This is a genomic window from Arthrobacter sp. 10T44, assembly GCF_056393885.1.
Genome location: NZ_JBFTGT010000008.1, coordinates 72,558 through 85,776, shown reverse-complemented (window position 1 = coordinate 85,776; position 13,219 = coordinate 72,558). Strand labels below are relative to the sequence as shown.

The 13,219-nt window shown below is 68.8% G+C and carries 12 protein-coding genes; 10 read left to right on the top strand and 2 right to left on the bottom strand.

What is annotated here, in order from left to right; translation table 11 throughout:
* The first annotated feature begins 91 nt into the window (after positions 1-91).
* The 4 genes from AC1DBL_RS13755 to AC1DBL_RS13740 are packed head-to-tail and all read left to right on the top strand — an operon-like array spanning position 92 to position 3,331.
* Complete coding sequence (locus tag AC1DBL_RS13755) at positions 92-1,129, top strand: thiamine pyrophosphate-dependent enzyme (protein WP_476926319.1); 1,038 nt, start codon at positions 92-94, stop codon at positions 1,127-1,129.
* The gene (locus AC1DBL_RS13750; protein ID WP_476926318.1) at positions 1,122-2,177 is read left to right on the top strand and encodes an alpha-ketoacid dehydrogenase subunit beta; all 1,056 of its coding nucleotides are present in this window, start codon (positions 1,122-1,124) and stop codon (positions 2,175-2,177) included. The genes AC1DBL_RS13755 and AC1DBL_RS13750 overlap by 8 nt, the downstream gene beginning before the upstream one ends.
* Positions 2,170-2,499, top strand: coding sequence for a biotin/lipoyl-containing protein (locus AC1DBL_RS13745; protein WP_018775751.1), 330 nt, complete (start codon positions 2,170-2,172; stop codon positions 2,497-2,499). Before AC1DBL_RS13750 ends, AC1DBL_RS13745 begins: the two co-directional genes overlap by 8 nt.
* 4 nt (positions 2,500-2,503) lie before the next feature.
* Entirely contained in the window at positions 2,504-3,331 is an 828-nt protein-coding gene (locus AC1DBL_RS13740) for an alpha/beta fold hydrolase (RefSeq protein ID WP_476926317.1), read from the top strand.
* 90 nt (positions 3,332-3,421) lie between these two features.
* Here the strand turns inward: AC1DBL_RS13740 and AC1DBL_RS13735 are convergent, their stop codons facing one another.
* Positions 3,422-4,756 carry an MFS transporter gene (locus tag AC1DBL_RS13735; RefSeq protein ID WP_441417395.1) on the bottom strand — a complete coding sequence of 445 codons (1,335 nt, stop codon included), beginning with the start codon at positions 4,754-4,756 and terminating at the stop codon, positions 3,422-3,424.
* Positions 4,757-5,108: 352 nt separating this feature from the next.
* On the opposite strand from AC1DBL_RS13735, the gene AC1DBL_RS13730 reads away from it, so the two are divergent.
* From AC1DBL_RS13730 to hpaD, 6 genes are all read left to right on the top strand, one after another.
* Positions 5,109-5,825, top strand: coding sequence for an IclR family transcriptional regulator (locus AC1DBL_RS13730; protein WP_441417394.1), 717 nt, complete (start codon positions 5,109-5,111; stop codon positions 5,823-5,825).
* An 86-nt stretch (positions 5,826-5,911) separates the two neighbouring features.
* Positions 5,912-7,408 (top strand): fumarylacetoacetate hydrolase family protein, encoded by a 1,497-nt coding sequence (locus AC1DBL_RS13725; protein WP_476908605.1) that lies wholly within the window; start codon positions 5,912-5,914, stop codon positions 7,406-7,408.
* Positions 7,405-8,091: a GntR family transcriptional regulator gene (locus AC1DBL_RS13720; protein ID WP_476893332.1), complete on the top strand. Its 687-nt coding sequence runs from the start codon at positions 7,405-7,407 to the stop codon at positions 8,089-8,091. The genes AC1DBL_RS13725 and AC1DBL_RS13720 overlap by 4 nt, the downstream gene beginning before the upstream one ends.
* Positions 8,092-8,143: 52 nt before the next feature.
* Positions 8,144-9,088 carry a 4-hydroxy-tetrahydrodipicolinate synthase gene (gene dapA / locus AC1DBL_RS13715; RefSeq protein ID WP_441417391.1) on the top strand — a complete coding sequence of 315 codons (945 nt, stop codon included), beginning with the start codon at positions 8,144-8,146 and terminating at the stop codon, positions 9,086-9,088.
* 41 nt (positions 9,089-9,129) lie between these two features.
* Positions 9,130-10,632 carry a 5-carboxymethyl-2-hydroxymuconate semialdehyde dehydrogenase gene (gene hpaE / locus AC1DBL_RS13710; protein WP_476917176.1) on the top strand — a complete coding sequence of 501 codons (1,503 nt, stop codon included), beginning with the start codon at positions 9,130-9,132 and terminating at the stop codon, positions 10,630-10,632.
* A gap of 60 nt (positions 10,633-10,692) precedes the next feature.
* On the top strand, positions 10,693-11,766 hold the full coding sequence (gene hpaD / locus AC1DBL_RS13705; protein WP_476926316.1) for a 3,4-dihydroxyphenylacetate 2,3-dioxygenase: 1,074 nt from the start codon (positions 10,693-10,695) through the stop codon (positions 11,764-11,766).
* A 70-nt stretch (positions 11,767-11,836) separates the two neighbouring features.
* On the opposite strand, the gene AC1DBL_RS13700 is transcribed toward hpaD, so the two are convergent.
* Complete coding sequence (locus AC1DBL_RS13700) at positions 11,837-13,162, bottom strand: MFS transporter (RefSeq protein ID WP_476926315.1); 1,326 nt, start codon at positions 13,160-13,162, stop codon at positions 11,837-11,839.
* Between the last annotated feature and the right edge of the window lie 57 nt (positions 13,163-13,219).

Here is a 13,219-nt window from a genome sequence, read left to right as displayed (position 1 = left end):
CGATGAGGCCGGGAACGGCAGCTTTTGACAGAATGGTCAGTGCTACCTGAGCTGATTGCCTAGAGCTTGGCCCGTGACTAGGGTCACAGGCATGGACACACTCCCCCTCGCGGTTACCGGCGACGACGCCGGTCCGCTCACCCCCGCCCAGCTGCGCGAGCTCTACTCGCTGATGGTCGCGGTCCGGCACCTCGACACCTCCGCGATCGCCTGGCAGCGGCAGGGCATCATCCCCGGCTACGCCCCGGAGCTCGGCCAGGAGGCTGCCCAGGTGGGCAGCGGCTACGCCGTCGACACCAGCCGCGACTTCGTCTTCCCCACCTACCGCGAGATGGGCGTCGCCCGGACCATGGGCGTGGACATGGTGGGCTACATGTCCACCCACAAGGCGACCTGGCACGGCGGCCTCTACGACCCGATGGCGTCCCGGCTCGCCCCGATCCAGGCCGTCGTCGCCGGATCCGTGCTGCACGCCGTCGGCTGGGCCCACGGCCAAACCCTGGACCAAAAAGACGGCGTGGCGCTGACGTACTTCGGCGACGGAGCCTCCTCGCAGGGCGACGTCCACGAGGCGATGAACTTCGCCGCCGTGATGAAGGCACCTGTGGTCTTTTTCGTGCAGAACAACGGCTGGGCCATCTCGGTCCCGACCGACCGCCAGGTGGCCGGCGGCTCCGTCGCCGCCCGCGCGGCCGGCTACGGCATGCCGGCGCTGCAGATCGACGGCAACGACGTCGTCGCCGTCGTCGAGGCGACCCGCCGCGCCTTCGCGCACGCCCGCTCCGGCAACGGCCCCGTGCTGATCGAGGCGATGACCTACCGTCGCGGGCCGCACTCGACCTCCGATGACTCGGGCCGCTACCGCTCCCTTGACGAGGAGCGCGACGGCGCCGGCGAGGATCCGCTGGAGCGGCTCAAGCAGCGGCTGCTGGCGGACGGATCCGCCGACGCGGCGTTCTTCGCCGAGGCGCTGGCCGCCGCCAAGGCCGAAGAGGAGCAGATCCGCACCGGCATCCAGGCCCTTGGCCCGCGCCCCGGAACCGAAATGTTTGACCTGGTCTTCCAGGAAACCACCCCTGCCTTGCAGGCCCAGGCCGCCAACTGGCGCGAGGAGTCCGAACATGTCTAACTCGATTCTCGAAAACAGTGCCGCTGCAAGCACGAGCGCAGATGCCCCCGTTTCCACCACGGTGATGTCCATGCAGCAGGCGCTCAACCGCGCCCTCGACGAGGTGCTCGCGGAGAACCCCAAGGCTGTGATCTTCGGCGAGGACTGCGGCCGGCTTGGCGGCGTCTTCCGGATCACCGACGGACTGCAGGCCAAGCACGGCGCGCAGCGGGTCTTCGACACCCCGCTGGCGGAGTCCGGCATCCTCGGCATGTCCGTGGGCCTGGCGATGGCCGGCTTCCACCCCATCCCCGAGGTCCAGTTCGACGGCTTCGCCTACCCGGCCATCAACCAGATCGTCTGCCAGATCGCCCGGATGAACTACCGCAGCCGCGGCACCATGCCGATGCCGATCACCCTGCGGGTGCCCAGCTTCGGCGGCATCCGGGCCCCCGAACACCACGGCGAAAGCCTCGAGGCGCTCTTCGCCCACGTGCCCGGGCTCAAGGTGGTTTCGCCGTCGAACCCGCACGAGGCCTACCACCTGCTCAAGTACGCCGCCACGCGGCCGGATCCGGTGATCTTCATGGAGCCGAAGTCCCGCTACTGGCAGAAGGGCGAGGTCGATCCCGGCAAGGCCGATCCCTCCGGCGGCGCGCCCGAAGGCGCCAAGGTCATGCGCGAGGGCAGGCACCTGACGCTCGTGGCCTGGGGCGCCATGGTGGCCCGCTGCCTGCAGGTGGCCGAACTCGCCGCCGAGGACGGAATCGACGTCGAGGTCCTGGATCTACGCTGGCTCAAGCCGATCGACGCCGCGGCGCTGGCCGCCTCCGTGCGCAAGACGCGCCGCGCCGTCGTCGTCCACGAAGCGCCGCTGACCTCCGGGCTGGGCGCCGAGGTGGCGCAGCTGATTACGCAAAGCTGCTTCGACACCCTCAAGGCACCGGTGGAGCGCGTGACCGGCTTCGACGTCCCGTACCCCTCCGGCGACCTCGAAGATGAATACATCCCGAACATTGACCGGATCCTCTTCGGCATCCAGCGAGTATTGGAGTACAAACGTGGCTGAAATTTCCTTCCCGCTGCCGGATCTCGGCGAGGGCCTGATCGAGGCGACCGTGCTGGAATGGCTGGTCTCGCCGGGCGAGCAGGTGGAGCGGAACCAGCCGCTGGTGGAGGTCGAAACCACCAAGTCGGCCGTCGAATTGCCCAGCCCGCAGGCAGGTAAGGTAGTGCGTATCTACGGCGGGCCCGGCGACAAGATCAATGTCGGCGAGCCCCTGATCGTGTTCGAGGTGCCGGACAACACCGCCGGCATCGTGGGCACGGTCCCGAAGGAAGAGGCACCGAAGCGCCGGGTTCGCCTGAGCGCCGTACTTGATGAGGACTGACACCATGAGCGGCAGGCACACCGGCGAGCAGCGTTCCCACACGGTCGAAGGCACCGACCCCCAGCTTTACGTCGGGGTGCACGATCCGAAGGACGACGCCGGGCTGCGTCCGGTCCTGCTGCTGCACGGCTTCTCCTCCTCCTCCAAGCTCAACTGGGAGGACACCGGCTGGATCACCGCCCTCACCGACGCCGGCCGCCGCGTCATCGCCGTGGACCTGCCCGGCCACGGCCGCAGCGGCGCCCCGGAGGACCGGGATTCCTACTCCCCCAGCAAGATCCGCGCGGATCTGCTCCAGATTGCGTTCGACGCCGGCGCACGTCCGCTGCGCGACGGCGATCCGGCCAGCGGCCTGGACGTGATCGGCTACTCGCTGGGGTCCCGGCTGGCCTGGGAATTCGGCGCCACCCAGCACGAACTGGTCCACCGGCTGGTGCTCGGCGGGCCCAACGTGGCGGACCCGCTGGCGGAGTTCGACCTGGTCGCCGCGCAGCGCTACCTGGCGGACGGAACGCCGATCGCGGACGCGTCCACCGCCGGGCTGCTGAAGATGGCGCAACTGCTGCCCAGCAACAACATCTTTGCCCTGCTGTCCCTGATCGAGGCGATCAAGGACGAGCCGTTCGACCCCGCCGAGGCGGTTCCGCAGATGCCGGTGCTGCTGGTGGCCGGGGAGAAGGACGAACGGGCCGCGTCCATGCCCGAGCTCGCCGCTCTCGGCGCCAAGGCCGGGGCGATGGTGGAACAGCTCATCCTGCCGGCGCGGAACCACACGAACGCCGTGACCAGCCGGGCCTTCAAGCAGGGTGCCATCAGCTTCCTGGGCGTCTAAGCACTCGCTTAAACAGCAACGCGGGGTCACTTACGGCCCATCCGGGGGTTCCGGATGGGCCGTAAGTGACCCCGCGTTGTTTTTGGCTGCCTAGTGGTGGCGGCTGACGCCCAGCGGACGGCCGCGGGTTTCCTTGGCCAGGATGACGCCGACGGCGGAGATGACGCAGAGGATCATGATGTAGATGCCGATGGAGCCGGTCCAGTGCGTGCCCTGCAGCAGGGCCTCGGCGATGGTCGCCGCGAAGGCGCCGCCCAGGATGGCGCCGAAGGCGTAGCCGATGGAGATGCCCGAGTAGCGTACGTTCGCCGGGAACATCTCGGCGTACATCGCGGACATCGGGCCGTAGGACAAGCCCAGGCCGATGGTCAGGACGAACAGCGCCGTGCCGTAGAGAACGATGTCCTTGGTGTCGATCAGGGCGAACATCGGGATCATCCAGGCAAAGACGATCCCGTAGCCGATCAGGAAGGTCTTGACGCGGCCAATCTTGTCCGAGAGCCAGCCGCCGACCAGGGTGAAGATGAGCCAGCCGAAGGACGCCAGTGTGGTGGCCAGCAGGATCTGCGGGGTGGGCATCTTCAGCGTCTTGGTGGCGTAGGAGATGAAGAAGGCGATCAGCAGGTAGCCGGCAGCGTTGTTGCCGATGAAGATCATCGTCGAGTAGAGGACAGCCTTCTTGTGCTTGCGGATCAGCTCGCCCAGGGGCGCCCTGCTTTCTTCCTTGCGCTCCTGCATTTCCTTGAAGACCGGGCTCTCAGCCACGGCGCGCCGGATGAGGTAACCGACCACGATCAGGACGATCGAGAGCAGGAACGGCACCCGCCAGCCCCAGCTGCCGAAGTCTTCCTTGGACATCGACGTGTTGAGGAAGTAGAGCAGGCCGGTGGCGAGGATCATGCCCACCGGGACGCCGATCTGCGGGTAGGCGCCAAACAGGCCGCGCTTGCTCATCGGTGCGTGCTCGACGGCCATCAGGGCAGCGCCGCCCCATTCACCGCCGGCCGAGAAGCCCTGGATGATGCGGAGCAGGATCAGGAGGATCGGGGCCCAGACGCCGATCTGCGCGTAGGTCGGCAGCATGCCGATCAGTGCCGTCGCGGCGCCCATCATGACCAGGGTGAAGACAAGCATGGCCTTGCGGCCCAGGCGGTCGCCGAGGTGGCCGGCAACGATGGCGCCCAGCGGGCGGAACAGGAAGCTGATGCCGATCAGGGCGAAGGACAGGATCTGCGCCAGGCCCGGGTTGGAGGCATTCAGCGGCGCGAGGAAGAGCGGGGACAGCAGCGTTGCTGTCAGTTGGGCGAAGATGAAGAAGTCGTACCACTCGATCGTGGTACCGACCAGCGTCCCGGCGAGGACCTTGCGTTCCTCATGCTTGCTGCTGGGGCCCGTCTCTGAATCGACGGTTGAAGTTGCGGTCATTGGAACTCCGTTGCTGGGGGCAGAGGTGCTGCCCGGGTGGGTGCAAGTGAAAAACTAAATGCCTACAGAATTACTGATCGAACGGTCAGTTAGTAACTGTGATACTACTATGAAATGTGTGATCAGGCACACATTTCCGCCAAAAAGCTTCGCCGCCCCGGAAAGTGACGGGGAAACCCGCTGGCAGAACTCCCGGTCGGCGTCGGCCGGCGACTCCCGGCCGCGGACCCGGGAAGGCGCTTGTTAGCCCTCACCGCGTGTTCTATAATCGAACAAGCAGTTCACATATAGAACGCTACTTCACTGTGAGCCGGAACACAAGACTCCCCCGCCCGCCTCTAGGATGGACTCCATGACCCCGAACGCCGGCAGCACCCAGGCCCCGCCGTCCCAGACGCTGTCCCGGGGCATCCGGGCCCTGGAGATCCTGGCCGACGCCCCGGAGCCGCTCACCATCGCCGAGCTCGCCGACGCCATGGGTGTCCACCGTTCGGTCGCCTACCGCATCCTGCGCACCCTCGAGGACCACTCGCTGCTGGTCCGGGACGACGCGGGCAGGGTCCAGCCCGGCCCCGGCCTGGCCGTCCTCGCCCGCGGCGTCGCCCGCAATCTCCAGACCGCCGCGCTGCCTGAGCTGACCCAACTGGCCAACGCCCTGACCATGAGCGCCTTCGTGGCCGTCTGGGACCGCGAGGACTGCGTCACCCTCGTCACCGTCGATCCGCGCCACACGGGGGCGGCCGTGGTCCAGCACCCGGGCTCCCGGCACCCGGTCAGTGCCGGAGCGCCCGGCATCGCAATCCAGTCGGCGCTTTCGGAGCAGGAATGGCACCGCCTCGCCCCGGGCATCCCCTACCGGTCGGAGGCGGCCGAGGCGCGCCGCCGCGGCTTCGCGGCCAGCCATGACGAGGTCATCCCCGGCGTCTCCTCGCTGGCCGTGCCGGTCAGGGTTCCCGGCGGGCGCCCGGCCGCCCTGGCGGTGGTCTACATCCGCGCCGCACAGGACCCGGATGAGGTTGCGGCCGCCCTGTCGGCGAGCGCCGCGCGGATCGAGGCGCAGCTGGCCTGAGGCCCCGGCCCGGGCTCTCTTGACAAGCCGGTCCAGTTCGGGCAGTTTTGTATCGTATACGATTTCATACTCAATGAGGAGATGCCATGGAGCAGCTTTCGCAGGACGCCCTGGCCGCCACCGGCAAGGTCATCGCGGTGCACATCAACTACCCGAGCCGCGCCGCCCAGCGCGGCCGCACCCCGGAGCAGCCCTCCTACTTCCTGAAGCCGTCCTCCTCGCTGAGCCTCTCCGGCGGCACCGTCGAACGGCCCGCCGGCTGCGAACTCCTGGCCTTTGAGGGCGAGGTGGCGCTGGTGATCGGCAGCCGGGCCCGCCGCGTTTCCCCGGACGAGGCCTGGCGCCACGTCGGCTTCGTCACGGCCTCCAACGACCTCGGCGTCTACGACCTGCGCTATGCGGACAAGGGCTCCAACCTGCGTTCCAAGGGCGGGGACGGTTTCACCCCCGTGGGCCCGGGCCTCCTCCCGGCCGCCGAGGTCGACCCGGCAGGCCTCCGCATCCGCACCTGGCTCAACGGCGAACTGGTGCAGGAGGACACCACCGGCACGCTGCTGTTCCCCTTCGCCCGGCTCGTCGCGGACCTCTCCCAGCTCCTCACCCTGGAGCCGGGCGACATCATCCTGACCGGGACGCCCGCCGGCGCCTCCGTGGCCCAACCGGGCGACGTGATGGAGGTCGAGGTGGACGCCCCGGCGTCGGGGCTCACCACCGGCCGGCTGACGACGACGGCGGTCCAGGGCACCGTGCCGCTCGCCGACTACGGCGCGCAGCCGCGCAGCGACGAGGCCCAGCGCGCCGAGGCGTACGGCACGCCGGCAGCCGCCGCCGCCGAACCTACGGCAGCGGCGGAACCGGCCGCGCCGAAGAATGCTCTGACCCCCGAGCTGAAGGCGAAGCTCGAGTCCGTCGCCACCGCCACCTTGAGCTCCCAGCTGCGCAAGCGCGGCCTGAACAACGTCAGCATCGACGGCCTGCATTCGACCCGGCCGGACCGCACCGTAGTCGGGGTGGCCCGGACCCTGCGCTACGTGCCCAACCGCGAGGACCTCTTCAAGACCCACGGCGGCGGCTTCAACGCCCAGAAACGCGCCATCGACTCGCTCCGGGAAGGCGAGATCCTCGTTATGGAGGCCCGCGGCGAAAAGGGCACCGGGACGGTCGGGGACATCCTGGCCCTGCGCGCCCAGGTCAACGGTGCCGTGGCCGTCATCACCGACGGCGGCGTCCGCGACGTCACCGCCGTCGGCGCCCTGGAGATGCCCACGTTCTTCGCGAACGCGCACCCCGCAGTCCTGGGCCGGCGCCATATCCCGTGGGACGTGGACCTCACCATTTCCTGCGGCGGCGCCACGGTTCAGCCCGGGGACATCATCGTGGGCGACGCGGACGGCATCCTTGTGATCCCGCCGGCACTCGCCGAGGAAGTGGCCGACGACGCCCTGGTCCAGGAATCTGAAGAGACGTTCATCGCCGAGATGGTCGCCGCCGGGCACAGCGTGGACGGCCTGTACCCGATGAACGCCCAGTGGCAGGAAAAGTACAAGGCGTGGGCCGCGGACCGCGGGCAGTCCCGGCCATGACCAGCACCGTGAGCACGGCCGGCCCGGCTGGCGCCACCTCGAGCAAGTCGGAGCAGGCGTACGCGGCGGTCAAGGCCAGCATCCTCAGCGGCGAATACTCCCCCGGCTACCGGCTGGTGCTGGCCAAGATCGCCGAGGAGCTGGGCTTCAGCGTCGTCCCGGTCCGCGAAGCCATCCGCCGGCTCGAGGCGGAAAACCTCGTGGTGTTCGAACGCAACGTCGGCGCCACCGTGGCCGGCATCGATCCCACCGAATACCTCTACACAATGCAGACCCTGGGGATCGTCGAAGGCGCCGCGACGGCGTTGTCCGCGCCGCTGATCTCCGCCGCGGACATCGCCCGGGCCCGCGCGGTGAACGAACTGATGCGCGAGTGCCTGGAAAACTTCGACCCGGTCCGTTTCACCAGCCTGAACCGCGACTTCCACAGCGTCCTGTTCGAGCGCTGCCCCAACCCGCACATCCTCGACCTGGTGCACCGCGGCTGGAACCGGCTGCAGGCGCTGCGTTCCTCCACCTTCAGCTACGTGCCCGGCCGGGCCCGGCAGTCGGTCGAGGAACACGAGGCGCTGCTGGGGCTGCTGGAGGCGGGCGCCCCGGCGGACGACGTCGAACGCGCGGCCCGCGCGCACCGCGCCGCCACCCTCGATGCCTACCTCGCCCACCGGGCTCCGTCCCCCTGACCCCAGCGGGCCGGCCCCGGCCGCCCCTCCCCCGAACGATAAGGAAAAAACAATGAAGTTCCGTTCCGATCCCCAGCAGCACCTCAAAGGCTCCCTCGCCGCGATGTTCACCCCGTTCACGGCGTCCGGCGACGTCGACCACGACAGCCTGCGGAACATGGTCCAGTGGCAGATCGCCAGCGGATCCTCCGGCATCACGATCGGCGGGTCCACCGGCGAGCCCAGCGCCCAGTCCGTCGAGGAACGCGCCGCCGCCATCCGCGCGACCGCCGAGGCGATCGGCGACCGCGTGCCGTTCATGGCCGGCACCGGCACCGCAAAACTGCAGGAGACGCTGGAGCTGACCCAGGCCGCCGTCGACGCCGGCGCGGACGCGTCGATGATCATCACGCCCTACTACTCCCGGCCCACGCAGGAGGCCCTCTACCGCTGGTACGCCACGATCGCCACCGAGTTCCCGCAGATGCCGTTCGTGATCTACAACGTGCCGTCCCGCACCGCGGTGGACATGGCCCCCGAAACCGTGGCGCGGCTGTTCCGTGACTTCGACAACATCGTCGGGATCAAGGAGACCACGAAGGACTTCGAGCACTTCTCCCGTGTCATGCACCTGGCCGGCAAGGACCTGCTGGTCTGGTCCGGCATCGAACTGCTGTGCCTGCCGCTGATGGCGATCGGCGGCGTCGGTTTCATCTCGGCGCTGGCAAACATCGCCCCGAAGGCCTCCGCGGACATGTACAACGCCTGGGTCGAGGGTGACTTCGAGACCGCCCGGAAGATCCACTACGGCGTCCACCCGCTCGTGGACCTGTTGTTCGTCGAGACCAACCCGGCGCCCAGCAAGTGGCTGATGGCCGAGGCGGGGCTGATCTCCTCCGACTACGTCCGCCCGCCGCTGATCACGCCCACCGACGCCGGGCTGAAGAAAATCACCGAACTGATGGAGGCCGGCCGGGAGTACCTCACCCCGGTGGACGGCTTCCGGATCGCCAAATAACACCTCCCCGCCACTTCAACGCCGAAGCAAAGGATTGACCCATGGCCGAGCACTACATCCCGGACGATTTGCCCACCCGCATCCAGCACTACATCAACGGCGAGTTCGTCGACTCCGTCAGCGGCAAGACCTTCGATGTCCTGGACCCGGTGTCGAACGAAACCTATGCCACCGCGGCCGCCGGGCAGAAGGAGGACGTCGACCTCGCCGTCGCCGCCGCCCGCACGGCCTTCACCCAGGGTCCCTGGCCCCGGATGAAGCCGCGCGAACGCGCCCGCGTCCTGAACAAGATCGCCGACGCCGTCGAGGCCCAGGAGACCCGGCTGGCGCAGCTGGAGACCTTCGACACCGGCCTGCCGATCACCCAGGCCAAGGGCCAGGCGCTGCGGGCCGCAGAGAACTTCCGCTTCTTCGCCGACCTGATCGTGGCCCAGTTCGACGACGCCATGAAGGTCCCCGGCGCGCAGATCAACTACGTCAACCGCAAGCCGATCGGCGTCGCCGGCCTGATCACGCCGTGGAACACGCCGTTCATGCTCGAGTCCTGGAAGCTCGCACCGGCGCTGGCCACCGGCAACTGCGTGGTGCTCAAGCCGGCCGAATTCACACCGCTCTCCGCCTCCCTCTGGGCAAAGATCTTCAAGGACGCAGGCCTGCCCGACGGCGTCTTCAACCTGGTCAACGGCCTCGGCGAAGAAGCCGGCGACGCCCTGGTCAAGCACCCGGACGTGCCGCTGATTTCCTTTACCGGCGAAACCACCACCGGCAAGACGATCTTCCGCAACGCCGCGGAGAACCTCAAGGGCCTGTCGATGGAACTCGGCGGCAAGAGCCCGGCGATCATCTTCGACGACGCCGACCTCGACGCCGCGATCGACTCCACCCTCTTCGGCGTCTTCTCGCTCAACGGTGAGCGCTGCACGGCCGGCTCCCGGATCCTGGTCCAGCGCGGCATCTACGAGGAGTTCTGCGAGAAGTACGCCGCCCGCGCGAAGAACATCGTGGTCGGTGACCCGCACGACCCGAAAACCGAGGTCGGCGCGCTGGTGCACCCGGAGCACTACGAGAAGGTCGCCCGGTACGTGGAAATCGGCAAGTCCGAGGGCCGGCTGCTGGCCGGCGGCGGGCGTCCGGAGGGACTTCCGACCGGCAACTACATTGCCCCGACGGTGTTCGCCGACGTCGCCGCGGACGCCAGGATCTTCCAGGAGGAGATCTTCGGCCCGGTCGTGGCAATCACCCCGTTCGAGGACGACGCCGAGGCGCTGGCCCTGGCGAACAACACGAAGTACGGGCTGGCCGGCTACGTCTGGACCAACGACCTGACCCGGGCGCACAACTTCTCGCAGAACCTGGAGGCCGGCATGGTCTGGCTCAACAGCCACAACGTCCGGGACCTGCGCACCCCCTTCGGCGGCGTCAAGGCCTCCGGGCTGGGCCACGAGGGCGGCTACCGCTCCATCGATTTCTACACCGACCAGCAGGCCGTCCACATCACCCTGGGCAGCGTCCACACCCCGAAGTTTGGTGCCACGGCCCGCTGACGGCCCACCGCCTGTCTGCCACCCGCCACCGCACCCGCCAGCTCAAAGAGGAGTCACATCATGGCCAACGACATCATCACCCCCACGGTCCCCGCGCCGGACATTGTCCGCTGCGCCTACATGGACCTCGTGGTCACCGACCTGGAAAAATCCCGGGCGTTCTACGTGGACCTGCTGGGCCTGCACGTCACCTACGAGGACGAGGACGCGATCTACCTGCGTTCCTTCGAGGAGTTCATCCACCACAACCTGGTGCTGCGCAAGGGCCCCGTGGCCGCAGCCGCCGCATTCGCCTACCGGGTCCGCACCCCCGAAGATGTGGACAAGGCCGAGGCCTACTTTGCCGAAATGGGCTGCCGCACGGAACGCCGCAAGGACGGCTTCGCCCGCGGGATCGGCGACGCGGTCCGGGTGGAGGACCCGCTGGGCTTCCCCTATGAGTTCTTCTACGAGGTGGAGCACGTGGAACGCCTCACCCAGCGCTACGACCTCAACAGCGCCGGCGAACTGGTCCGGCTGGACCACTTCAACCAGGTCACCCCCGACGTCCCGCGCGGCCGGAAGTACCTGGAGGACCTGGGCTTCCGGGTCTCCGAGGACATCAAGGACTCCGACGGCGTCACCTACGCGGCCTGGATGCACCGCAAGCAGACCGTGCACGACACCGCCCTCACCGGCGGCGACGGGCCGCGGATGCACCACATCGCCTTCTCCACCCACGAGAAGCACAACATCATCCAGATCTGCGACAAGATGGGCGCGCTGCGGATCTCGGACCGGATCGAGCGCGGACCCGGGCGGCACGGCGTGTCCAACGCCTTCTACCTCTACATCCTGGACCCCGACGGCCACCGCGTGGAGATCTACACCCAGGACTACTACACCGGCGATCCGGACAACCCCACGGTGACCTGGGACGTGCACGACAACCAGCGCCGCGACTGGTGGGGCAACCCCGTGGTCCCGAGCTGGTACACCGAGGCCTCCCTGGTCCTGGACCTCGACGGCAAGCCGCAGCCGCTCGTGATCCGCACCGACAGCAGCGAAATGGCCGTCACCGTCGGCGCCGACGGTTTCGCCTACACCCGTGAACCAGGCGAGGAGCGCGGCTTCAAACTCGGCTCCCAGCTCTAGATCACCTAACTGACTCGCAGTCGTTGTCGTTTCAGCCCGCAAAACGACAACAACTGCGAGTCAGTTGGGGTTATGCGGCCGCCCTGTTTCGGCGCTGGAGGACGACGGCGGCTGCCGCGCCGAGCAGGAACAGCGCCGCCGCGGCGCAGACCGGAACCAGGAACGCGGCCGAATAGCCGGAGTTCTGTGCCAGCTGGCCGGCGATGGAGGAGCCCAGCGCTGTGCCGGCGACAATGCCGCTGGCCAGCGCCGTCATCACCGTGCCAAGTTTCCCCTCCGGGGCCACGACGCCGCCGATCGCGAACACGGTGACCATCAGCGGACCCACCGGCAGGCCCAGGACCAGCAGCACCAGGATCATCGGCAGCGCCGTCGAGGGCAGGAGCAACAGGGCCGCGAGCCCGGTCATCAGCGCCGCGCAGGCCAGCCAGCGGGCGTTGACGCTGAACCGCCGCGGCCAGTACGCCACGGAGAGTGCCGCGGCGGCGGAGCTCAGGCCCATCACCGCGTAGAGCAGTCCGGCCAGCTCGGACGTGGCGAAGCTCGCCGAGAAGGAGCTGAGCGAGGTCTGGGTCGAGCCGAAGAAGGTGCCCATGCAGACCATGGCCAGGACCGGCAGCCCGACGGCGGCGAAGGTTGCCGCGCGCTGCCCGGTGGTGAGGGCTCTCCGTTGCTGCCGGGCGGCGGCCGAGGCCGCGCGGCTCCGTGCCGGGGTGCGCGGCACCGCGCGGTGCGTCGGGTGCACGGCGAACGCGGGAACCAGGGTGAGGGTGAGCGCGGCGGCCAGCGCGAGCGGCAACCAGGGGCTGAGGAGGCTGGCGAGGATGCCCACCAGCGCCGGGCCCAGCACAAAGGTCAGCTCGTCGGCGGTGCTCTCATAGGACAGGGCCGTGTCCAGGTCTTCCGCGTGTCCGCCGCCGCGGGAGCTCAGCGCCATCCAGCGGACCCGTGCCAGCGGGCCGACCTGCGGGCAGCTGGCGCCCGCCACGAAAGCCGCGGCGAGCACCGGCACGGCGGCGGCCAGCTCCCGACCGCCCGGGACCAGGTATGCGGCGAGGATCAGGGCGGTCACGGCGACCGCGTTGAAGACGGCGGAGAAGAGCAGGACGGGGCGCTGGCCCAGCCGGTCGGCGAGGGCGCCCAGCACCGGGGCCCCGAGTGCCGAGCCGATGCCAACGGCGCCGGCCGCGGCGCCGCCCACGGCATAGGAGTCGGTGACTGCGGTGACGAGGGTGAGGGCGCCGACGGTCAGCATGGCCAGCGGGAGACGGGCGAAAAGCCCCAGCGGGATGAAACTCCGGCCGGCGAGCAGGGGCAGCCGGGCAAAGCGGCCGCCGCTGCGGGCTGCCGCGGGCGCAGCGGAAAGGGACGTCGTGGAAGACGGTGAAGGGTTCATGATTCCGGGTTCGTTCGATAGTGCGCATCGTCCCTCCTCCCGATGCGCGCGACCCGG